The 21,107-nt window shown below is 29.7% G+C and carries 26 protein-coding genes; 2 read left to right on the top strand and 24 right to left on the bottom strand.

The features are described from left to right. Positions 1 to 16 precede the first annotated feature (16 nt). The 5 genes from PTZ02_RS04770 to PTZ02_RS04750 are packed head-to-tail and all read right to left on the bottom strand — an operon-like array spanning position 17 to position 2,926. On the bottom strand, positions 17 to 859 hold the full coding sequence (locus tag PTZ02_RS04770) for an MBL fold metallo-hydrolase (protein ID WP_274226674.1): 843 nt from the start codon (positions 857 to 859) through the stop codon (positions 17 to 19). A 14-nt stretch (positions 860 to 873) separates the two neighbouring features. After that, positions 874 to 1,188 (bottom strand): DUF3795 domain-containing protein, encoded by a 315-nt coding sequence (locus PTZ02_RS04765; protein WP_274226673.1) that lies wholly within the window; start codon positions 1,186 to 1,188, stop codon positions 874 to 876. A gap of 21 nt (positions 1,189 to 1,209) precedes the next feature. Further along, on the bottom strand, positions 1,210 to 1,800 hold the full coding sequence (locus PTZ02_RS04760; RefSeq protein ID WP_274226672.1) for a DUF1349 domain-containing protein: 591 nt from the start codon (positions 1,798 to 1,800) through the stop codon (positions 1,210 to 1,212). A 3-nt stretch (positions 1,801 to 1,803) separates the two neighbouring features. Further along, positions 1,804 to 1,986, bottom strand: a complete 183-nt coding sequence (locus tag PTZ02_RS04755) for a HEAT repeat domain-containing protein (protein WP_274226671.1) — start codon at positions 1,984 to 1,986, stop codon at positions 1,804 to 1,806. 58 nt (positions 1,987 to 2,044) lie between these two features. Beyond that, complete coding sequence (locus PTZ02_RS04750) at positions 2,045 to 2,926, bottom strand: GNAT family N-acetyltransferase (protein WP_274226670.1); 882 nt, start codon at positions 2,924 to 2,926, stop codon at positions 2,045 to 2,047. A gap of 214 nt (positions 2,927 to 3,140) precedes the next feature. Here PTZ02_RS04750 and PTZ02_RS04745 point away from each other — a divergent pair, with 214 nt between their 5' ends. Then, positions 3,141 to 4,004 carry a Cof-type HAD-IIB family hydrolase gene (locus PTZ02_RS04745; protein ID WP_274226669.1) on the top strand — a complete coding sequence of 288 codons (864 nt, stop codon included), beginning with the start codon at positions 3,141 to 3,143 and terminating at the stop codon, positions 4,002 to 4,004. A gap of 70 nt (positions 4,005 to 4,074) precedes the next feature. Here PTZ02_RS04745 and PTZ02_RS04740 read toward each other — a convergent pair whose 3' ends face one another. From PTZ02_RS04740 to PTZ02_RS04710, 7 genes are all read right to left on the bottom strand, one after another. After that, the gene (locus PTZ02_RS04740; protein ID WP_274226668.1) at positions 4,075 to 6,030 is read right to left on the bottom strand and encodes an elongation factor G; all 1,956 of its coding nucleotides are present in this window, start codon (positions 6,028 to 6,030) and stop codon (positions 4,075 to 4,077) included. A gap of 142 nt (positions 6,031 to 6,172) precedes the next feature. Next, positions 6,173 to 6,313 carry a hypothetical protein gene (locus PTZ02_RS04735; RefSeq protein WP_202767099.1) on the bottom strand — a complete coding sequence of 47 codons (141 nt, stop codon included), beginning with the start codon at positions 6,311 to 6,313 and terminating at the stop codon, positions 6,173 to 6,175. Between the two features lie 66 nt (positions 6,314 to 6,379). Next, the gene (locus PTZ02_RS04730; RefSeq protein ID WP_274226667.1) at positions 6,380 to 6,823 is read right to left on the bottom strand and encodes a hypothetical protein; all 444 of its coding nucleotides are present in this window, start codon (positions 6,821 to 6,823) and stop codon (positions 6,380 to 6,382) included. A gap of 3 nt (positions 6,824 to 6,826) precedes the next feature. Beyond that, on the bottom strand, positions 6,827 to 7,024 hold the full coding sequence (locus PTZ02_RS04725; RefSeq protein ID WP_274226666.1) for a helix-turn-helix transcriptional regulator: 198 nt from the start codon (positions 7,022 to 7,024) through the stop codon (positions 6,827 to 6,829). A gap of 139 nt (positions 7,025 to 7,163) precedes the next feature. Then, complete coding sequence (locus PTZ02_RS04720; protein ID WP_274226665.1) at positions 7,164 to 7,781, bottom strand: NUDIX hydrolase N-terminal domain-containing protein; 618 nt, start codon at positions 7,779 to 7,781, stop codon at positions 7,164 to 7,166. Between the two features lie 33 nt (positions 7,782 to 7,814). Then, positions 7,815 to 8,537 carry an HAD-IA family hydrolase gene (locus tag PTZ02_RS04715; protein WP_274226664.1) on the bottom strand — a complete coding sequence of 241 codons (723 nt, stop codon included), beginning with the start codon at positions 8,535 to 8,537 and terminating at the stop codon, positions 7,815 to 7,817. 10 nt (positions 8,538 to 8,547) lie between these two features. Next, positions 8,548 to 8,961 carry a hypothetical protein gene (locus tag PTZ02_RS04710; RefSeq protein ID WP_274226663.1) on the bottom strand — a complete coding sequence of 138 codons (414 nt, stop codon included), beginning with the start codon at positions 8,959 to 8,961 and terminating at the stop codon, positions 8,548 to 8,550. 170 nt (positions 8,962 to 9,131) lie between these two features. On the opposite strand from PTZ02_RS04710, the gene PTZ02_RS04705 reads away from it, so the two are divergent. Continuing rightward, entirely contained in the window at positions 9,132 to 9,788 is a 657-nt protein-coding gene (locus tag PTZ02_RS04705; RefSeq protein ID WP_274226662.1) for a hypothetical protein, read from the top strand. A gap of 90 nt (positions 9,789 to 9,878) precedes the next feature. Here the strand turns inward: PTZ02_RS04705 and PTZ02_RS04700 are convergent, their stop codons facing one another. From PTZ02_RS04700 to PTZ02_RS04645, 12 genes are all read right to left on the bottom strand, one after another. Beyond that, positions 9,879 to 10,658 carry a helix-turn-helix domain-containing protein gene (locus PTZ02_RS04700; protein ID WP_274226661.1) on the bottom strand — a complete coding sequence of 260 codons (780 nt, stop codon included), beginning with the start codon at positions 10,656 to 10,658 and terminating at the stop codon, positions 9,879 to 9,881. Between the two features lie 330 nt (positions 10,659 to 10,988). Further along, positions 10,989 to 12,146, bottom strand: coding sequence for a DUF362 domain-containing protein (locus PTZ02_RS04695; protein ID WP_274226660.1), 1,158 nt, complete (start codon positions 12,144 to 12,146; stop codon positions 10,989 to 10,991). Positions 12,147 to 12,281: 135 nt separating this feature from the next. Continuing rightward, positions 12,282 to 12,446: a hypothetical protein gene (locus PTZ02_RS04690; RefSeq protein ID WP_274226659.1), complete on the bottom strand. Its 165-nt coding sequence runs from the start codon at positions 12,444 to 12,446 to the stop codon at positions 12,282 to 12,284. Between the two features lie 242 nt (positions 12,447 to 12,688). Beyond that, complete coding sequence (gene hypE / locus PTZ02_RS04685) at positions 12,689 to 13,693, bottom strand: hydrogenase expression/formation protein HypE (RefSeq protein WP_274226658.1); 1,005 nt, start codon at positions 13,691 to 13,693, stop codon at positions 12,689 to 12,691. A gap of 13 nt (positions 13,694 to 13,706) precedes the next feature. Next, the gene (hypD, locus tag PTZ02_RS04680) at positions 13,707 to 14,786 is read right to left on the bottom strand and encodes a hydrogenase formation protein HypD (RefSeq protein ID WP_274226657.1); all 1,080 of its coding nucleotides are present in this window, start codon (positions 14,784 to 14,786) and stop codon (positions 13,707 to 13,709) included. Then, a complete protein-coding gene (locus PTZ02_RS04675) occupies positions 14,770 to 14,997 on the bottom strand; it encodes a HypC/HybG/HupF family hydrogenase formation chaperone (RefSeq protein WP_274226656.1) in 228 nt (75 codons plus the stop codon). The genes hypD and PTZ02_RS04675 overlap by 17 nt, the downstream gene beginning before the upstream one ends. Before the next feature lie 38 nt (positions 14,998 to 15,035). Further along, on the bottom strand, positions 15,036 to 15,716 hold the full coding sequence (gene hypB, locus PTZ02_RS04670) for a hydrogenase nickel incorporation protein HypB (protein ID WP_274226655.1): 681 nt from the start codon (positions 15,714 to 15,716) through the stop codon (positions 15,036 to 15,038). A gap of 5 nt (positions 15,717 to 15,721) precedes the next feature. Next, positions 15,722 to 16,063, bottom strand: coding sequence for a hydrogenase maturation nickel metallochaperone HypA (hypA, locus tag PTZ02_RS04665; RefSeq protein ID WP_274226654.1), 342 nt, complete (start codon positions 16,061 to 16,063; stop codon positions 15,722 to 15,724). Further along, the gene (hypF, locus tag PTZ02_RS04660; RefSeq protein ID WP_274226653.1) at positions 16,056 to 18,344 is read right to left on the bottom strand and encodes a carbamoyltransferase HypF; all 2,289 of its coding nucleotides are present in this window, start codon (positions 18,342 to 18,344) and stop codon (positions 16,056 to 16,058) included. Before hypF ends, hypA begins: the two co-directional genes overlap by 8 nt. After that, positions 18,326 to 18,766, bottom strand: coding sequence for a hydrogenase maturation protease (locus tag PTZ02_RS04655; protein WP_274226652.1), 441 nt, complete (start codon positions 18,764 to 18,766; stop codon positions 18,326 to 18,328). The genes hypF and PTZ02_RS04655 overlap by 19 nt, the downstream gene beginning before the upstream one ends. Next, positions 18,763 to 20,169: a nickel-dependent hydrogenase large subunit gene (locus PTZ02_RS04650; RefSeq protein ID WP_274226651.1), complete on the bottom strand. Its 1,407-nt coding sequence runs from the start codon at positions 20,167 to 20,169 to the stop codon at positions 18,763 to 18,765. The genes PTZ02_RS04655 and PTZ02_RS04650 overlap by 4 nt, the downstream gene beginning before the upstream one ends. A gap of 22 nt (positions 20,170 to 20,191) precedes the next feature. Beyond that, complete coding sequence (locus PTZ02_RS04645) at positions 20,192 to 21,010, bottom strand: hydrogenase small subunit (protein ID WP_274228062.1); 819 nt, start codon at positions 21,008 to 21,010, stop codon at positions 20,192 to 20,194. Positions 21,011 to 21,107 lie beyond the last annotated feature (97 nt).

Raw genomic sequence — 21,107 nt, 5'->3', positions numbered from 1 at the left:
TCTCTGCCTAAATATACTATACTTCAACTTTCATCCCATCATATGCAAATAGTATTCCATCATATTGTTCTTGCAAATTTAAATAGTCATCATATGACTTACCCCAATCTTCTTCAAGATGTGTTATAATAACTTTCTTTATTTTATATTGTTTTTTTAGATCTTCAATTTCATTCATTCTAAAAAGTTCACTAAATATATTGCTCTCATTATTCAATATGTAGCCATCCTTAAGCTCATCTCCAACAATTGTATTTCCAATTATCATAACATCAGCATTCATAAATATATTATTTATAGGAAATGGCTTAACATCACATGGTGCATATATAACTTTTTTATTCTTCTCTTCAAAGACAAAAACTGTTGCAGCACCAGCTTTAATAAATGTCAATTTAATTTGCTCTAAGTATATATACTCTTCTATAACTTCTCTTTTAATTAAGTTTCTGACTTTTTCATAGTAATCTAAATATGAACCATACTTAGATTTTATAGAATTTATATCTTCCATCACATGTTTCATAGCAAGTACCATTATAGAGTTTGAGCATTCCTTCTTCTCTGCTACTTCAAACCAATTAAGTCTTAAATGCTCAAACACTCTCATTCCAAGCACATGATCAGGATCCATATGGCTAAATAACACTTTATTTACCTCTTTAATATTACAATAATTAAGGGCATGGACTATATCCTCAGGCGTATCAACTAATAATTCTATATCCTCAAGATATACACTACAGCCATATCTTGAATATGGTTTTCCCTTTGTTCTTGCTTCTTGGCACACCCTACACTGACATAAAGGTTTTGGCAATGCTACACATCCTCCACTACCTAAGATTGTAAAATTCATCTGTATTCCTCCTATTACCTGTCTTTTGTATTAATTGTTCTTAACTTTAAAAACATATCCTTACCCTCTGCCCAATTTTTTAAATTTATTAATCTTTCACCGTTATCACCATGTTCTTCATCGTTATACGCATCTATTAGCTTTTCACAAGGTACACTTGTACAGTGACCACAATGATTAAAGCCTTTTTCTATTGAACAACTTGCAATTGAACATTTTCCCCAGAAAGGTTGTCCTTTACTTTTTTGACAACCTGGGCAATTTGTCTTTTCCTTCCACTCGCAAACTCCGCAATAAGTACCACACATTCCTATCAAATCTTTGTCCATAACCTTACTCCCTATTTTAGTTTATTTATGTTCTTCCCATAAACATTCACTTATATTTAATTCAGAAAATACTGCTTCAAAACTTGAATCTGAAGGACTACAAGCATATATTCCAATGTTAATTTCTTTACTTCCCTCAAACAAATGAAAAATTCTCATTTGCTTAAATACTTTACCATCATATGAATTTTCAATGCAAAAATCACTTTCTCTACGACTTAACCTGTAATACATTGTTTTTATATTTCCATCGATATCAGTAGTTGCCCAATCAGAATATCCATTATTAGTAACTACACTACCTAGTCTTTGATATTCTTCATTCTCATACTCAATTGAAGCCTTAAACCAGTTGTCTGAGTTTTGATAAATAATGACTCCGCATTGATCAAACAACTTCTTACTATTGAAATATGTCCTTACAGTAAATGAAAAGTATTTTTCTTCTGTTTTAATTAATAATGCTGGAGAATTATCATTCCTAAAGCCATAATAAGTTCTTTGCCAAAAATCTGTATTAGGATCTGTTGTAATAATAATCCTATCCTTATTAAATTTATATTTTTGAGGTTCATTAATCCAGAAACAATTATTTAAATCAAATTTAAACATACTTCACCTCATATAATTATTTATAATATCTAGAGATCTTTTTGCCACATTTTTTATAATTTCATTATTATCGTTTTTCATAATTTCTTTTAGAATTTTTATAGCATTTTCAGTTTTATAGCTTTCAAAAGCCCTAACTACTTTCCACCTTATAATTTCATAATCCCTATATTTTTCTAAAACCATTATTAGTTATTCTAATGCATTGTTCTCTGGTAGATTATTACAAAAACATATAATTGAGTTATTGAACCTCTTTTAAAATAGATTCAAAGTCCCATTTGTTCATCCTATCTTCAAATATACAATTCATATACTTAGTAGATTCTTTTTTAAAAGGTAACCACTCATATTTGTCATGCTCATTTGATAAGGCTAATATTCCATCCTTAATTGTACATAAATAGATAATTCCAGCTATCTCAAAATCATCTGTAATATATGACCAAGTATCAAGGATCTTTATAATATTTACCTCTAAACTAAGCTCTTCTCTTATTTCTCTATCTAACGTTTCCTCTGGTGTTTCTCCATATTCTAACCTACCACCCGGTAGTTCATATAAATCATGATCCACCGATGATTTGTGAACAGATATAAATTTATTATCTTTAATAATCAATGCTTTTGTCGCAAAGTATATTGTTTTATTATTCATTTCTTTCTCTCTAAAGTATTCCATTGGAGTAAATCTAATTCCATCAACTAATTGTTCAACATCCTTATCCTTAAATCCAAGTGAATGGTAGAAACCAACTGCATACGGTGAAGAATTTACAGTAATTTTTATTTCTTGTATAGATTCTTTAACCTTTTGAAATAGTTTTTTACCAATTCCTTGTTTATGATATTCGCTATCTACAAAAAGCAAACATATATGATTTACTTTCCTTGTTCCAATAACTCCAATTATTTTGTTATTATCAAAGCATCCCAAGAATCTTAAGGATTCATTTTGAAATTCATCTTTTAATGAATCTGATTCAATAAATTTTATAAATGTTTCTACTCCTTCTTCTGGGAAATCAGGAGCTTCAAATTTCATAAAAACTTTTTTGATAAGCTCTCTGGCATCCTTTAATTCAATTAGTTTTAGCTCTCGAACTTCATATCTAAAATCACTCATATTTACTCCTTTTCAAAAGAAAGCTTTTCTATTAAATCATAGCAAAATATTCCTTTAATTACAAATTCATGATGCACGAGCATTTGATAAGCTTATTTCACAATTAATTTATAAACTTAATTATTTTTGATAAATTCTTTTCATTCTTTGCTCCCCCTATTTATTTCTAAAAATAGAATCTATATAATCAAATAAAATGGTAGGGGGGATACATATGAGTAATATAAAAGTAATTATTATGGATGTAGACGGTACATTAACAAATAGTAAAAAAGAAATAACTAAAAAGACAAAAGAAGCTCTAATTAAAGCTCAAAAATCTGGAGCTATACTGATTCTAGCCTCTGGCAGACCTACATCAGGATTAATGGATTTTGCTAAAGAATTAAAAATGGATGAAAATCATGGCATTCTTGTTTCTTTTAACGGAGCTAAGGTTGTTGATTGTGAGACAAGCGAAGTTTTATTTAATGAAACCATGAGTATTGAACAAGGACAAGCGGTGCTTGAGCATATGAAAAAATTTGATGTTAGACCTATGATTGACAAAGGCGATTATATGTATGTTAATGATGTTTTTAACAATCAAATAAATAACAATGGTACTTCTATTAACATAATTCAATATGAATCTCGCGGAGGGAAATTCAAATTGTGCGAGAAAGATGACTTAGCAGCATTTGCTGACTATCCTTTAAATAAAATATTAACTGCTGGAGACCCTGATTATCTTAAAGAGCATTATAAAGAAATGATGGAACCATTTATAGATTCTTTATGCTGTGTATTCACAGCACCTTTTTACTTTGAATTTACTGCGGAAGGAATTGATAAGGCAAAGGCTTTAGATACCGTGCTAACTCCTATGGGATATAAAAAAGAAGAGATGATAGCTTTTGGTGATGGTCATAATGATGCCTCAATGGTTAAATATGCTGGTATAGGTGTGGCTATGGCTAATGCGGTAGATGATTTAAAAGATATTGCCGATGAAGTAACTTTATCTAATGAAGAAGATGGTATTGCCTATACATTAAGTAAGTACTTTGAGAATTTAGATTTAGAGACAGCAATTTAAATTATCGCATTAAAATACTAAAACTGTTCACGAAGATTATTTCATGAACAGTTTTTTATTAACAAAATCTTTATTTTAAACAATGCATATAATCTTTTGCTTCACTTCCATCAACCAAGAATGATTGACCCTTTGAACAAAATACCGAAGTTGAAGTATATTCTATATCAGCATTTCTGTTATAACCTATTTTTTCAATTACTTCATTCTCATTATGGCAAATATCATATCCATCAAATATGAAGTTTAATTTCCCTTTTCCTTTTGTAATAGCCACAAAATCAGTTCCATAATTCATAAAAGTTGCAACTGGGCCTCTTCCTATAATAATTACTTTTTCATTATTAATTTCTGGTGTTTCAAAGCTTCCATTTAACTTTTCTATATCTGATAGTAGTCTTCCCATATTATCTATATGTGCTTCAATTTTAAATCTATAGAATGGCTCTAAGAGTATATTTTTACAACTTTCTAAACCTTGCCTTAATGCTCTATAGGTGGCTTCTCTAAAGTCTCCACCAGATGTATGCTTATTATGAGTTCTTCCAGTTAATAAAGTTATTTTTACATCTGTTAAAGGTGATCCTGTTAGTATGCCATGGTGTTCCCTTTCGAATATATGAGTTCTCACTAAATTTTGGTGACCTATTGTCATGTCATCAGCATGACATTGATTTTCAAAGATTATTCCGCTATTTCTTACAGCTGATTCAAGCTTTAAGTGAACTTCAGCATAATGCTTTAAGGGTTCAAAATGGCCATATCCTATTCCTTCAGTTAATATGGTTTCCTTATACAAAATCTCACATGGCCCAAATTCAACATTAAGCCTAAATCTCTCTTCTAATAACTGTTTTAAGACTTCTAATTGAATTACACCCATTATATTAACTTGTATTTCTTGCAATTTCTCGTTCCACTCAACATTTAAAGAAGGGTCTTCAGCTTCTAAAATTCTAAAATTATTTAACACATCTTTTATATTTAAAGACTTATCAAAAATCACTTTAGATTTTAAGGTTGGTATCATTTCATAATTTACTTCTTCAAAATAGTTCCCTACCCCGTCACCAACCTTAGCTTCGTTTAGTCCAATAACTCCAAAAACTTCTCCTGCTGATATATTATCAACCGGTTTAAATTTATTACCATTATACAATCTTATTTGTGTAATCTTTTCAGTGAATTCTTCTCTTGATGACTGTACTTTTACTTCATCTCTAACCTTTAAATTACCAGTTAATGCTTTAATATAAGTTACTTTATTTCCTTGCTCGTCATATCTAATTTTATATACTTGTCCACCAAATTCATCATTTTCATTATATTGAGTATAGGTAAGCTTATCTAAAGCATATATAAATTCTTCAATTCCTATATCTTGTAAAGCTGAACCACAAAAACATGGGAATATTTTATTCTCATTAATCATCTTTTTAAGAGAATCTATCCATAAAGCTTCCTCAATATCACCATTTAAATATAGTTCAAGTAGCTTTTCATCTCGCTCTGCTATAAATTCTATAACTTCTTCATTTAAAGGCTTTTTAGTAAATTCCTTTGAAATGAAAATCACATCTTTCGTTAAATTATTCTTAATTTCTTCTATAACCCTTTCAGTATTTGCTGAGGTTCTATCTATTTTATTTATGAAAAAAATGGTTGGCTTGTTATACTTTCTTAGTAATTGCCATACTGTTTCTGTATGTCCTTGTACTCCTTCAACTCCACTTAATATAATAATTCCATAATCCATTGCATTAATAGCTCTCTCCATTTCAGGTGAAAAATCAATATGTCCTGGAGTATCAATTAAAAAATATGTTGAATCATTATAATTAAATAAGGCTTGGTCAGAAAATACCGTAATTCCCCTATCCTTTTCTATATTATGATTATCTAGCAAAGTATTTTTATGATCTACTCTTCCTCTATTTCTAATACTTTTTGTATGATAAAGTATTTGCTCTGCCAAAGTTGTTTTTCCTGCATCAACATGAGCTAATATGCCTATTGTCTTATTCATTGCGTCCTCCATTATATGGTACAAACTAATTTTCTATCGATATAATTAATTTTACAATTATATTTAATATAATCAATAATAAGTTTAAATAAAAATGCCGTATCTCCTATTTAAGAATATACGGCATTAAAAAAATATGATATTATTTTTTAACAAACTTAGGTTGTGGTTTATTTGCTGTATGTGAAGTATTTGTTTGAACTTCATCTGTTGGTATGTCATATTCAACCCTTTCAAATTGTGATCTACTTTTATCTGGTTTACGGTTTTTATTTACTGCCATAATAATCACTCCTTTAGTTGTTATAGAGTTATTATGCACATGTAAATTGATATTTATAATTTCAAGTTATTCTTCTAATTCTAGTTTTTTATTATAAACTGATTTTATTATATAAGTTATTGCAATGGTTAATATAAATATATCTGTTATTAACCCTGAACCTACATTAGTTAATTGACCATTTAATAAAAATTTGCTTTTCCCACTTAGTAATTCAAATATTGACATTACAAAAGCTATTGTTCCACTTATGCCCATCAATCCAATAATAATTTTATGATTATTTCTTTTGCCCAAGTATACATCCTGAAGAATCATCTCTACAGATCCTACCATAATTGCGAACATTAATATTATGATATTTGAGTACATTTCATCAGCCCAGTAAATATCTGAACTTTTTAAAAATGCATCTAGTAAAAGTGATACAGCTAGGATAATTACAACATGTTTAAACACATTTCCTCTAACCCACAATTGTCTCTCATCAAATTCACAATTATCTCTCATAAACTATTCCTCCCAAAATAAATCATCTAATTTCTTACCTAAGACTTTGCAAATAGCAATGCATAATTTAATTGTTGGATTATAATCACCTTTTTCAATTGCATTCATAGTTTGTCTTGTGATACCAACTGATTCTGCCAAGTCCTTTTGTGTCATATCAATTGCTGCCCTAGCAGCTTTTATTCTCAAGTTTTTTGCCATCTGCTCACCGTCCTTTCTATATATAATATTATAATATATATTACCTTGTGTCAAATATATATTACATTTATTAATATATATTTTAATATTAGTGTAAAAATTAAGCAGCATGAAATAAATTCATACTGCTTAAATATTCTTAATCAAATATTGTTATAAAGTCTTTATTTTTATGGGCCTCAAAGCACATCTCTATTTGCTTTTTAGTATTTCTACCTAAAGATAAATCTGGCAAATTAGCTAACTCAAAAAAGTCACTAGCTTCTGTTTCAATATTCTTTTTAAATTCACCATCAATAAGTTCACATAGTACAAACGCTTTATATACGCCATATGGAAATGGCTCTTCATAGTGTTTACTTCTTTCTAGAACTGCTATTAATTTTTGTGGTATAACTTTAACTCCTGCTTCCTCCATAGCTTCTTTTGCTACATTCTCTTTAATGGATAAGTTAACTTCCGCCCAGCCTCCAGGCATTGACCAACATCCATCAATACTTTCCTTAACTAATAAAATTTTATCATCCTTAAATATTGCACCTCTTATTTCTACTTTAGGCGTTTGGTAACCGACTTCATTACAAAATAAATCTTTTATCTTCTCATTACTAATTTCAGTATATTCACTTAGTATCTCAATTGATAAATTTCTTATTTGCTGAAATCTTTCAATATCAAACTTATTTGTTGAATATGTTAATCCTGCTTGTGCAATTAATTGAAGTTCTTTAGCCCAAGTTAGCCACTTTGGCTCCATATTTATTCCTCCCTTTTGTCTAAATTTTTAAAGTTACTTTTCTAATAACTTTAATAAATCATATAAATTTCTGATTACTTTATGTTTACTTCTAATAATCACTTTGTTTCTTAACAATAGCAATTTTTCTCTATTAAGTAAAACTGTCTTAATACCGAGCTTACTTGCTCCATCACAATTATAGGGATTGTCATCAATAAAAAGTGCTTCTTCTGGTTTAACACCTAATTCTTCTAATGCGCATTTAAACATTAATTCATTTGGCTTGGTAACTCCTATTTTAGAAGAAATAATAAATGAAGAAAAATAATTTCTTAAACTAGCTTGTCTAAATACATTTTCTAATGAGGGCCATGCATCAGAAATTACAGCTAATTTATAACTTTTACTCAACAATGGTATCACCTTAAAAACATCATCATAAAACTTGTATTTATCATAGTTATATACAAAATCCATTGCTAATAATTGAACTTTTTCATTACTTAATTCAAGCTCTGGTAATTCACTAGAAAGTATTTCAAAGAATTTTAGGAAGAGTTTGAACTCCTCTTCTTCTGTAACAACTAATTTTTGTGAATTTATATATGTCCAAGCTTTTTCCATTGCATTATTTTTATTTTTTAGAAAAGGCGAGTTAAACTTTTTCTTATTAATATATTTATAAAAATTGGGCGAAATAGACCAACTTCCAGTTATTGGGCTATTTAATACTCTCCCAGAATCTAATAAAATTGCTTTTATATTATTATTCATAAAAATTCACCTACATAGAAGTTATCCCTCTCATTAAGAAATATAGACCTCCTGAATACACACCTATTATTGTTGATAATACTGGAAAAATGGTGAATTTATTTTCTCTATACTTATAAAAATGTAAACTCAATGCCAATATAAATAAGCCCAATACAACTAGCCAATATCTAAAAAGTAGAAATGGAAATGCTAATATACCTGCTATTGCTATTATTGACGCTGTATTTATTGGTATTTTAATTTCTTTATTTACCCTAAAATATAAAATTCCAAAAAGAGCTCCCAGTATTGCTGAACCTATCCAAATGATATTTACAATATATTCATGATAACTTGCTAGTTTATCACTAAAAAACATATATAAAACTATGCCTTGTGTAATAATCATTAGTATTATCATAATTGATATAACTTTCTTCATAATTTCATCCTTTAATCCTAATTTTTACCTTCTAGTATATTATAATACAAATAAGTTTTTATATCACTTTAAATGAATTTATTTAATTATACATAAAATCTTTATTATTCACCTTTTATTTAATTTCTCATATATCATTTAGTGTAGTAAATATTTTAATGGAGTATAAAATGCAAGCTGATAATTTAATTGAAAATAATGAAAATGTGTATGACCCTAATTCTGAAAATATCTATTTCCCAAGAAGCATAAATCAGTATCCTGATTTTACTCAAATGCCATTTATACCCAATCCATATTTTATGGCTAGGACTCACTATGATGAGGAGTTTTTTAAAGACCCTGATGCTGCAATAGAAGAGTCTAATACTGAATCAGAGGATTTAAGACATAAAAAATCCAAAGAAGAGCATTGCGAGAAGCATCAAAAAGAGGATCACGAAAAAGAGCATCATAAAGAGGACCATACTCATCAAGAAATTAATTATGAAATTTATGCTTTTGAATATGAATCTCACCCATATGAACAGTCTCATGAACACCAAAACCTTAACCCAATGTATAATTACAATCCATATATTACCCAAAATGATATGCCGTATAATACTCAAAATGATATGCCATACAATACCCAGAGTGATATGCCATATACTACCCAAAATGCTATGCCATATAATACCCAAAATGCTATGCCATATAATACTCAAAATAATATGCCATGTAATACCCAAAATACTATGCCATATAATACCCAAAATAGTATGTCATATAACTATCAATATCCAATGTATAAATTTGATCCATTTTTTAGATTCTTTATTTATTAATGACTTGAGAAATCCATTCAAATTGTCATTTACCTAGTATTAAATAATTATATAAAAAGTACCGTAAAAAAATTTACGGTACTTTTATTATCATTTACTATTTTTAAGTTCATCTATCAATTGTTCATTTCTTTTCATTGACATCATTCTTAAATGTGGAAGGAGTTCTATATAGCTAAAAAACTCTTTTTCAGTACACATTATCTGCTTTATCTTGTTATTTCTGCTATTTTTAATTATCACCTTACGGCCTTTTTTTATGGCATCTAAAGCCCTAACGAATACTCCCTTTATATATTGATATAAATGATCATTTTCCTTTGTTCTTCTTTCAAGTTCTTCATCTTTAAGATAGTCCAATGCACCATCCTTATTATAAAGTTTATAGATACAACTTTCTAAATCATCATAGATGATGAACTCATTTTCTTCACTTTTTACATTTCCAAATACTTTTTCCATAGCAGAATAGGTAGTAATCCATACATCACCAGCCTGCTTTATTTCATCTTGTTCAAATTTGCCTCTTTCTATAGCTTTTCTAATTGTAGAGCCATCAGATAGCCCCCACTTTTTTGCTGCTTCTGATAAGGTCATTACTTCATTAATCTTTCTTATATTTTCTTCATCATTTATCATAAATATTGCTTTTATATCTGACTTTTCTAAATGTCCGTTAAAGTTCTCTAATTTCATTCCCATTTGATCATACTGATTAGCTAAAACCAATATACTTTCTCTTTTGTATAATAAATTATAAATAGCATCAATACTTAAAAGCGGCACCTCTAATTGGTTATCTTTAGTTTCATAAACCTGAGCAGGATAAAGTCTTCTATTCTCCATTGTTATAATGCAGATATTACTCATAACTTAATTCACCCCTTATTACTTGTTCACTATCTAGTGACAATTTAATTATATGTTTTCCCCTAACAACTTGCAATTATTAAATAACTTTCCTTTGGTTCAAATACTGTCTAATTATCAAATCACCCCTCATTTTCACCCTCTAACTATTATTATCGTTTTCTTTTCACTATATCGTGAAACTTATCCTAATTTAGGGTATACTAAAAAAGCTCTTTGGTTTTACCAAAGAACTTTTTAATATTAACTATCTTCCAAATATACTGAGGAATGCATGGGCCAGTATACTTTCATAGGTATTTTTTGTTTTTAACCTAATAAAATCAGCAACTATTTCACACCAAATCTTTTACTTATAGCTTTATGCTTTGTTTCAATTGCTCCTTTTGGACAAAGTTCCTGACAACAAAAGCATCTAATACAGCTGCTGTAATTCCACTTAGGTCTTAATTTCTTATCTTTTTCAACAAAGGTTATTACTTTTGGTCTTTCTGGACATACTTCATCGCATTTTTTGCATCCTACGCATTTATCTTCAACTAATACTGGATTAGGTGCAGTTAGTGAGGAAACTAAATTGTTTAATGTTGGTGTCAAAAAATTAACCACCTTTGCATTACGAGATAGTTTAAAATTCTTGCATCTCATTTTTTCAATTTTCTCACCTAATACCTCAATTTCTTCTGGAAGTACTGCTCCCCATTTAGTTTCATGAGCTACATTTAAAAAAGGTACTTCCAATACCATATCATAACCAATTAGTCTTACGGCTGTAGAATCTACTGCTGAAAGACATTTCCCCATTATTATAGTATCCATTTTTTTAGGCGTACCGTTTCTAGGTCCATTTCCTTCCATAGCTATTATTCCGTCAAGTATTGCAAAACTTGTTTTAACAACTGAATTTAAATCCAATAGCATCTTACTGAATTTTATTGGTTCAGGCAACTTTGTATGCCACTCTGCTTTTTTTCTACCTGGAATACAACCAAATTGATTCTTAACTGCTCCAGTATAATACATCATTGCGTGAGTTTTTAGTTTTGGAAGAGTAATAACTACATCAGCCTCATATGGTGCTTTAGCTATATTCCAATACTTGTACATAATTGGATTTTCAAGTTCGACATGAACTTCCTCATTAAAATCCACAAACTCTACTCCATATTTATTAGCCACTTCCATTAGCCCGGAATTTTCTGCAGCTTTTCTAGTATCTTCAGAACCTGGTGAATCTCCAAAAACTATATTATTGCTATATTCCTTAACTATTCTAATAACTGCTTCAAAAAAAGCATAATGGGTTATAACTGGTGACCCCTTTTCAATAACACTTAATAAATTAGGTTTTAGAAGCACTTTACTATCTTTAGGTATAAGTGTTTTTAGGAATGTTTCTCCACCTAAAAGTTCAAAACCCTCTCTAAGTTTTTTCTCAATAATATCTACATCATATTCAGTACACTTTAAAAGCGCAACCTTTTCCATATTATACCACTCCCCTTTAATACCGATTATACCACTTTTTTCCAAAAAATAAGAAGTTTATATTAATTTCAAAATAAAAAAATAAGTTTAAGACTTTACTCTTAAACTTATTAATACTCATAGATTACAAATATTTTAAGATTTTGCTTCAAGCTTTTTCATTGCCTTCATAACATTTTCTTCACTTAAGTGAGTTTCTTCAATGATTTCTGTAATTCCTACACCTTTATCAAGCATATCTTTAGCTCTAACCATAGCTTTCTCATGTTCGCCTTTTTTTAAAATCTTTTCATCACTCATTAAAGCTTCCTCCTTTAGTTCATAGGAATGCTTAGCTGCATCAAATATTTTAGTTACTATTTATATAAAGGGTTTTAAGTTTAACTAATAACTTATTTATGTAAGAATAAGTTAAGTTTCCTATAAAAAACCCTTTAAAGCTACAGACATAAAATAAATTAAACGTAACTTACTAAATACAACTAAGTATCAATTCAAGATTTAGTATTACCTTACGTTAATTTTTTATTCAATTTGAGTCTTTAACATATTCTAGGTAACTGTATTCCTGATGGCATATCTATAATCCTTGTGCCTCCAATTATAGTCTTTAGATATACTTTTCCTTTCTTTCCTTCAGCTATCTCACCAATAATTGCAGCCTCTTTCCCTAAAGGATGTTTTTTCATAACTTCTAGTACAGTTTCACTATGTTCCTTGGGCAAAATTGCACACAACTTTCCCTCATTTGCTAAGTATAATGGATCCAATCCTAATAAGTAACAAACTCCTTTTACACCTTCGCTTATTGGAATATTATTTTCATATATAGTAATTTCAGTATTACTCATTTCTGCTATTTCATTTAATACTGCTGCAAGTCCACCTCTTGTTGCATCTCTCATCATATGAATTTTAGGACACACATTAATCATCTCTTCTACTAGAGAATTTAATGCTGCACAATCACTTTTTATATTTCCCTTTATTGCAAAATTATTTCTTTCACAGCATATTGTTGTGCCGTGATCTCCTAATGTTCCACTTAATATGATTACATCCCCTGATGTTACATTTTTTGCGTTTATATTTATGTCTTCTTCTATAATTCCAATACCCGAAGTATTTATATAGATCCCATCAGCTAAACCATTTTCTACAACTTTTGTATCTCCAGCAACGATTTGAACTCCAGCTTTTTTAGCCTCTGTCCCCATAGAACTTACTATTTCTTCTAAATCTTTATATGGAAATCCATCTTCTATTATAAATCCAGCTGTAATGTATACTGGTTTTGCTCCACTTACTGCAAGATCATTTATTGTTCCACATAAAGCAAGTTTTCCTATGTTACCACCGCTAAAAAATATAGGATTTACAACATAAGAATCAGTAGTGAAAGCTATTTTTTTTGAACTTAGGGTTAAACATGCTGCGTCTCCCATTTCTTTTAATGTCTTATTATTAAAATGCTTTATAAATAATTCCTTAATTAAGTTATTTGATTGTTTGCCACCTTCACCATGAATTAGTGTAATTTTCTCCACTTTTACATCTCTCCTAACTGTACTTATAATATGCAGAGCATGTCCCCTCTGTAGAAACCATACAGGCACCTACTGGATTTTCTGGTGTACAAACCTTTCTGAATAATGGACACATCTTTGGAGTGATTTTTCCTGTTAATATTTCTCCACATCTGCACATAGATATTTCATTATTTCTTTTTATGTTTATTTTGAAATACCTAATTGCATCATATGCCTCATATTCATCTTTTAGAACAAATTCACTTTCTAATACTTTTCCTATCCCTCTCCACTCACCATCAGAAATTTTAAATACTTTATTTATATATTTTTTTGCATTTTCATTTCCATTTTCCCTAACTACTCGTTTATATTCATTTATTACGCTAGTCTCATTTTTATTTATAATTTCAATTAATTTTTTGATGCCTTGTAAAATATCAATAGGTTCAAAACCTGTAACTACACCTGGAATTTTATATTTGCTGCTTAAAGTTTCAAATTCTTTAATACCAGTAATGGCACAAACATGACCTGGAAGTAAGTAACCATTGGTCTTAAGTTCTGGATCTTTTGATAACTTTTCAATTATTGGAGGCATTTTTCTATGAGACGTTAAGAAAAGAAAATTATTTATTTTTCTATTTTTAACCTCAATAGCTGTTATTGCAGCCATAGGTATAGTTGCTTCAAATCCTAAAGATAAAAATACTACTTTCTTATTAGGATTTTTTATTGCAATATTAATTGCATCCATTGACGAATATATTATTCTAATATTATTATCTATGGATTTTCTATTTAACAATGTACCTTCTTTTCCTGGAACTCTTAGCATATCCCCAAAAGTTGCAATAATTACATCTTCTCTTTTTGATAGATTTATAGCTATATCGATATAGCTTTCAGGAGTAACACATACAGGACAACCAGGGCCTGAAATTATTTTTATGTTTTTAGGTAAAATGTCTTTTATCCCATACTTAAATATTGACATGGTATGAGTTCCGCATACTTCCATTATGGTTATATCTTTATTACTTAATTTTTCAATTTCTTTAATTAATACTCCAGCGTATTCTAGATTTCTATATTCATCTATGAACTTCATTTTCAGATAACTCCTTAAGTAAACATAGTGTACTCTCTGCTTCTCCTTCATCTATTATTGCAAGTGCGCAACCTGCATGAACTAGTACATATTCACCTAACTTGGCTTCTGGCACTAATTGCAAGAATACCTCTCTTTGAACTCCCCCTATTAATGCCATTCCTCTAGTACCATTTCTAGAAATTATTTTACCTGGAACACCGAGACACATTAGCTTTCCCCCTACGAATATTAATGGACACCATTATTTTAGGCCTTATAAATATCATAAAAATGTTTTTTATCCTCTATCCTCTCTCTTACCCATTTACATATTTCATCTATACCCTCATTCCTTATACAAGATGTTTCAAATACTTTTACATTTGCATTTAATGAATTTATATCACTATAAAACTCCTCTTTATTGAAGTTAGTAAACTGTAATAAATCAATTTTATTTAGTATAATAGCACTACTTTTTTCAAACATCAGAGGGTACTTTGATGGTTTATCACTACCTTCTGGAATACTTAACACCGAAATTTTAACATCTTCTCCTACTTCAAACTCCGCTGGACATACTAAATTGCCTACATTTTCAATTATTAATAAATCTACAGGCTCTAAATCTAGCTCATCGAGTGCTTCTTTAATCATTGATGAGTCTAAGTGACAAGCTCCTTGAGTATTAATTTGAATGGTTTGTACTCCTAAGGCATCAATTCTTTCTGCATCCTTTGCAGTATATATATCTCCTTCTATAACGGCTATATTAAAGTCGTCTTTCATTTTTCTAATTAAGCTTTCTAGAATTGAAGTTTTACCTGAACCTGGAGAACTCATTAAATTTATTGCAAATATACCTTTTTCTCTAAACTTTTCCCTATTTGCTGACCCAAGCTCTTCATTTGCTTTAAATATGTTAGTTAAAACTTTTATCTTGCTCATAAGGTTTATTCTCCTTCAATGGAATTTATATTAAGCTCATACCCTGTTATTATTGAAGTGCAAAAATTTTTACACTCAGGGCAAAGCTTATTTAAATGATCTATATCAAAAACTTTATTACATCTATTACATTTCCCTTTTGCTTGAGTATAGTAAATTTCCAGCTTAGCTTCCTTTGCAACTGTATCTTGCTTTAAACAACTAAATGCAAAATTTAAAGCCTCTTCCATCACTCCAGTTAACGTACCTATTTCAAGCTTTATATTCGTAACTCTTATTAAGTTATTTTCTTTTGCTATGCTTTTAACTATTTCTAAAGTACTTTCCATTATGGAAACTTCATGCATTAATTTCTCCTTGTTCCTTCTTATTAATAATTGAATTAGCTATCATAATCTCACCAAAAGATATCCCCTCATCATTAATTGGAATAAGTTTATTTGAATGAACTTCAAAATCACATACTTTTAATTCCTTTATTATATTTGATAGTATATATCCATTTTGAAATACCCCACCACTTAGCATAACTCTGTTTAACTTATATTCAGAACGCAACAAAATACACATATCAACTGTAATTTTTACAACTGTATTATGAAACTTTTGTGATATTACATTTGCTTTAAGCCCTTTGCTTTTATCTTGTAATATACCCAATATTATTTCATCCATATCAATAATATAGTTTTCATTTTTAGCTATTTTAAAACTATAACTTTCACTATTCGTAAATTTAATTAAGGCTTCTAATTCACATGCTGCCTGTCCCTCATATGTTGATATATGATTTATCTCTATAATGCTAGCTATGGCATCAAATAAGCGTCCCATACTTGATGTTTTATGGCAGTTAATATTAGCTTTTATTAAATCTACAATAAACTCTCCTTTATCTCCGTATAGGCTTCTAATTATATTAAGTCCTTCCCCTTCATCTTTTAGCTCTTTATAAGCGCTATATATATATGAGACTCCCATTCTCCATGGTTCCTTTATTGCCATTTCTCCACCTGGCATAACTCTATATTTCATATGTGCAGCTCTAGTAAAGTTATCTAAGTCGCATATCATAAATTCTCCACCCCAAAGGTTTCCATCCAATCCGTAGCCTGTACCATCAAAAGCTACACCTATAACTTTACCTTCAATTTTATTTTCCCCCATACAACTAGCTATATGAGCATGATGATGTTGAACCTTTATTTTGGGAATGTCATATAGATCTATATATCTATTAACCATATAAGTTGGATGAGAATCATAAGCCAAAAACTTTGGATTAAAGGAGAAGATATTTTTAAAGTGCTCTAAATTTTTTCCGTAGTTATCATAAGACTCTAAATTTTCTATATCTCCATTATGCTGACTTAAATATAAATAACCTTCTTTTGAAATACAAAAGGTGTTTTTCATATTTGAACCCAAAGCTAAAATTTCTCTATTCCCTACTCTTTTATATGGAATAGGAACATATCCTCGTCCACTTCTTAATACCATGGTTTGATTTTCTACAACTTTAACTATAGAATCATCAATTGATATATATATGTCTCTATTATTTAATAAAAAATAATCTACTATATGCTTTAGATTATTTATTGCATTTTCATTCTTATATTCTATAGGCATACTACTGATATTCCCGCTTGTCATTACTAACACTTCAAGCTCTTTATCAAATAGCAATTCATGAACTGGTGTATATGGAAACATTACTCCAAGTGTTTTTTGATTTGGAGCTATTTCTTCTGAAATTTTCTCTCCAATGATTTTATTAAGTATTACTATTGGTTTCTTATCACCAGTTAAAATTTCTTCCTCAATTTTATTAATATAACAGTACTTCTTTGCTGTATAAATATCCCTAAACATGACAGCTAAAGGTTTATACGGTCTTCTCTTTCTATCTCTTAAATTTTTAATAGCTCTTTTATCTTTTGCATCGCATACTAAATGAAAGCCTCCTATTCCTTTAATAGCAAAAATTGCTCCTTCTTTTAATTTTTCTTTTGTAAATTCAATAGGATCTATATTATTTATAATTTTCCCTTCACTATCTGTAACCAACAATTTAGGTCCACACACTTTGCAAGCATTAGGCTCAGCGTGAAATCTCCTGCTTACTGGATTCTTATATTCAATTTCACAACTCCCACACATTTTGAACTTTTTCATTGTTGTTGAATTTCTGTCATATGGTATTTTTTTTATTATTGAAAACCTAGGGCCACAATTTGTGCAGTTAGTAAATGGATATTTATATCTCCTATTTCTTGGATCTTTAATATCTTTTAAACATTTATTGCAGAGAGCTATATCAGGGGGAATAAATGTAACCTTACTTACTTCCTCTACACTTTCTTTTATTTCAAAGGAATGATAATTATTAGGTCCTCTTTCTTCTAAAATTATCTCTTCGATACTTGAAATTTGAGGCTTTTCCTTCTCAAGATCTTCAAGGAAGGCTTTAATTAGATTCTTATCCCCCTCTATATCTATAAGTACGCCTTGTGAACTATTCTTAACCCAACCTTTTAAGTTATATTTATTAGCAAGTCTATAAATAAATGGCCTAAAACCTACTCCTTGAACCCGACCTTTGACTACTATATAAAGTCTTTGCATATCCTTAAAACCTTCTTACATATATCCTGAAATCTATTTTCTAATTCATTTGATAATTCTAATGAGAAATCAAAGCTGCTTCCTTCTATTCCAATGAATTTTCCATTAATCCTTTTTGAATAATTCATTAATGCATCTACAAAACTATACCCATGCTGAGTAAATGAATTCTTCTTACTTTCTATATTTTTTAAATCATAGAGTGTGATTTCACCAGCTTTAAGTCCTAGTTTAGTTGCATCTAAAACTATAATAAAATCTTCTTCATTAATCTCAGCTATACAAAATTCAAAATCTGTTTCCCCTATTATTACATTCAATCCTAATTTAATTAAGCTTTCATATAGGGCTTCTGTAACCTTAATAGCTATAGAATCATCCCCCATTAATCTGTTACCTATTGCAATTAATTTTGTACTCATATTATTATTTCCAAAGGGCTCATCCTATCGCTTATTACATGAGTTGCACAAGAAATACATGGATCAAATGATCTTACTATCCTTCCAATCTCAGCTGGTTCCTTCGGATTTTGAATTTCTGTTCCAATAAGTGCTTTTTCAATTACACCTTTTACTCCCTTTGAGTCAGTAGGAGAACAGTTCCATGCACTTGGAGTAATTATGTTATAATGACTTATTTGTTTATTATCTATGGATAACCAATGTCCTAATGCCCCTCTAGTAGTATCAGTTAATCCTCTGCCTTTAGAGCTGTCTGGTACAATGTATTTCTTTTGAGAAACTTCATTATAATTAACTCTTTCTAGAAGCTTTTCTAGTATCTCTATCATCTTTTTTGCTTCTAATACTCTAGCAATAGTTCTATCCATGGTAGATATCCTATTCTCATAACTCCCACTTAATATCATTCTTGCAAGTGGTCCTACTTCCATCGGTTTGTCTTCATACCTAGGAGATTTCACAAAGCTATAAGCATTTTCTTTATTCATATCATCTTCTGTTTTTTCTAGAAACATATCATTTTGAATACTTTCTCCACTGTACCAAGAATTATAAATATTCTCAGTTATTTTACCTTCTTGAAATTCACCCTTATTTCCATCTATAAGTACAGACGACTTTACATAAGTTAGTTCTTTTTCGCTGTATTTATCATAAAGTCCATAAGTCATTAAATTTTTATATCCATAACCTAATGAGTAATAGTCTTTATAGTAATCACCTATTATATAAACATCTGGAATCATCTTATTAGTTATAAAATTTTTAATTTCACTAATTAGCTCTTTTAGCCTTATATATCTTATTGCATCCATTCCTTCAGTTACACCGCCTAAAAATATCCCGTGAGTATGTGGTGCTTTTCCCCCTAAGGTTGCACATCCTTTATGAGCTAAACGACTAATCCTTATGGCTTCTAAGTAATGTTCTGATATTTCTTTATTTAATTCCTCTGGTAATCTTAAATCATAATTAGTTTTTGAGCTTATTGGCTGAATATCTGGTGTTACAACAAAATCTGGAAGTGTATAGAGGTAAAAATGTCTTATATGATTTTGCATAAATTCCATACCGTGAATTATATCTCTAAGCATTCTATCATTTTCATTTACAGATACTTTAAATGCATCTTCTAATGCCAAACTTGATGATACTGCGTGTGCAGTTGAACAAATTCCACATATTCTTTCTGTAAAATATATTGCATCAAAAGGCGATTTGCCTATCATCATCTTTTCAAAGCCTCTAAATAAAAGGCCACTGCTTTTAGCATCTACTACCTTGTTATTTTCAAGCTTAACTTCTATCTCCATAAAACCACTTATTCGAGTTATAGGATTAATTGATATGGTGGTACTCATTTATACTTATACTCCTTTTAAATTAATATCTAATAAAGGGTTCCATTCCATCTGGGAAGGTATTGTGTGCACAACCAATACAAGGGGTATTGTCTCCAATAGGCCAGTTTATGTGTCCATTCCATTTTTCTATTGGGCAATTAGTTTTAGTTACCGGCCCTCTGCAGCCTAGTTTAAACATACAAGTTTCATCTCCTGGTTTTTCAGCAAATATTTGCTTATCAAAATATCCCCTTCTTGTACAAGTATCATGAATTGTTATTCCGTAAAATAGCTTTGGTCTATTAAATTCATCTAGCTCTGGTACTCCCTTTGTTATTAAATGAGCTAGTGTTCCAACAACCCATGCTGGATTACATGGACAGCCTGGCAAATTAATAACATTTCTTCCTAAAGCCTTTGAAAGACTTACGCATTCTGAAGGATTAGGTCTTGCTCCAGACATGCCTCCGTGAGACGCACAAGTTCCAACTGCTAGTACATATTTAGCCTTCGCGCCTGCCATCTTTACTGCTTCATATGCTGTGATTTCATTGCCATTGTACTTAGCTAAAATAGTATACTTCCCATTATTTTTTAAGGAAATTGCACCATCTACAAGCAAAATAAATTCCGTATCTAAAGTTTTTAGAAATTCATCAAATGCGTTTCTACCTTCCTCTGCCATTATGCTATTATTGTATGTTAAATTAATTATTTGACTTAAAAGATACTCCACATCAGGATCTGCGGCATTTAAGAAAGAGATTATATTACCTGAACACCCAGTAGCCTCGAACCATATAGCATTTATTTTTTCTTTTCTTGCTTCTTTAATATCATTTATTGCATTAGCAACTATTCTATATGAGTCATTCTCTTTATCCTTAAGTAAAGAATAAAAGCCAGTACACTCCAATTTATTTCCTCCATTTTAATAGCTAACGTCTTATTATATT

It is taken from the genome of Clostridium sp. 'White wine YQ' (assembly GCF_028728205.1).
GTDB lineage: Bacteria > Bacillota > Clostridia > Clostridiales > Clostridiaceae > Clostridium_T.
The sequence above is the reverse complement of the archived record's forward strand: the minus strand, read 5'-3'. Positions and strand labels throughout refer to the sequence as shown.

What these genes read in the sequence shown, in the direction of transcription:
- PTZ02_RS04770 (WP_274226674.1), bottom strand. Translation starts at nt 859, where the DNA reads ATGAATTTTACAATCTTAGGTAGTGGAGGATGTGTAGCATTGCCAAAA.
- PTZ02_RS04765 (WP_274226673.1), bottom strand. Translation starts at nt 1,188, where the DNA reads ATGGACAAAGATTTGATAGGAATGTGTGGTACTTATTGCGGAGTTTGC.
- PTZ02_RS04760 (WP_274226672.1), bottom strand. Translation starts at nt 1,800, where the DNA reads ATGTTTAAATTTGATTTAAATAATTGTTTCTGGATTAATGAACCTCAA.
- PTZ02_RS04755 (WP_274226671.1), bottom strand. Translation starts at nt 1,986, where the DNA reads ATGGTTTTAGAAAAATATAGGGATTATGAAATTATAAGGTGGAAAGTA.
- PTZ02_RS04750 (WP_274226670.1), bottom strand. Translation starts at nt 2,926, where the DNA reads ATGAGTGATTTTAGATATGAAGTTCGAGAGCTAAAACTAATTGAATTA.
- PTZ02_RS04745 (WP_274226669.1), top strand. Translation starts at nt 3,141, where the DNA reads ATGAGTAATATAAAAGTAATTATTATGGATGTAGACGGTACATTAACA.
- PTZ02_RS04740 (WP_274226668.1), bottom strand. Translation starts at nt 6,030, where the DNA reads ATGAATAAGACAATAGGCATATTAGCTCATGTTGATGCAGGAAAAACA.
- PTZ02_RS04735 (WP_202767099.1), bottom strand. Translation starts at nt 6,313, where the DNA reads ATGGCAGTAAATAAAAACCGTAAACCAGATAAAAGTAGATCACAATTT.
- PTZ02_RS04730 (WP_274226667.1), bottom strand. Translation starts at nt 6,823, where the DNA reads ATGAGAGATAATTGTGAATTTGATGAGAGACAATTGTGGGTTAGAGGA.
- PTZ02_RS04725 (WP_274226666.1), bottom strand. Translation starts at nt 7,024, where the DNA reads ATGGCAAAAAACTTGAGAATAAAAGCTGCTAGGGCAGCAATTGATATG.
- PTZ02_RS04720 (WP_274226665.1), bottom strand. Translation starts at nt 7,781, where the DNA reads ATGGAGCCAAAGTGGCTAACTTGGGCTAAAGAACTTCAATTAATTGCA.
- PTZ02_RS04715 (WP_274226664.1), bottom strand. Translation starts at nt 8,537, where the DNA reads ATGAATAATAATATAAAAGCAATTTTATTAGATTCTGGGAGAGTATTA.
- PTZ02_RS04710 (WP_274226663.1), bottom strand. Translation starts at nt 8,961, where the DNA reads ATGAAGAAAGTTATATCAATTATGATAATACTAATGATTATTACACAA.
- PTZ02_RS04705 (WP_274226662.1), top strand. Translation starts at nt 9,132, where the DNA reads ATGCAAGCTGATAATTTAATTGAAAATAATGAAAATGTGTATGACCCT.
- PTZ02_RS04700 (WP_274226661.1), bottom strand. Translation starts at nt 10,658, where the DNA reads ATGAGTAATATCTGCATTATAACAATGGAGAATAGAAGACTTTATCCT.
- PTZ02_RS04695 (WP_274226660.1), bottom strand. Translation starts at nt 12,146, where the DNA reads ATGGAAAAGGTTGCGCTTTTAAAGTGTACTGAATATGATGTAGATATT.
- PTZ02_RS04690 (WP_274226659.1), bottom strand. Translation starts at nt 12,446, where the DNA reads ATGAGTGATGAAAAGATTTTAAAAAAAGGCGAACATGAGAAAGCTATG.
- hypD (WP_274226657.1), bottom strand. Translation starts at nt 14,786, where the DNA reads ATGAAGTTCATAGATGAATATAGAAATCTAGAATACGCTGGAGTATTA.
- PTZ02_RS04675 (WP_274226656.1), bottom strand. Translation starts at nt 14,997, where the DNA reads ATGTGTCTCGGTGTTCCAGGTAAAATAATTTCTAGAAATGGTACTAGA.
- hypB (WP_274226655.1), bottom strand. Translation starts at nt 15,716, where the DNA reads ATGAGCAAGATAAAAGTTTTAACTAACATATTTAAAGCAAATGAAGAG.
- hypA (WP_274226654.1), bottom strand. Translation starts at nt 16,063, where the DNA reads ATGCATGAAGTTTCCATAATGGAAAGTACTTTAGAAATAGTTAAAAGC.
- hypF (WP_274226653.1), bottom strand. Translation starts at nt 18,344, where the DNA reads ATGCAAAGACTTTATATAGTAGTCAAAGGTCGGGTTCAAGGAGTAGGT.
- PTZ02_RS04655 (WP_274226652.1), bottom strand. Translation starts at nt 18,766, where the DNA reads ATGAGTACAAAATTAATTGCAATAGGTAACAGATTAATGGGGGATGAT.
- PTZ02_RS04650 (WP_274226651.1), bottom strand. Translation starts at nt 20,169, where the DNA reads ATGAGTACCACCATATCAATTAATCCTATAACTCGAATAAGTGGTTTT.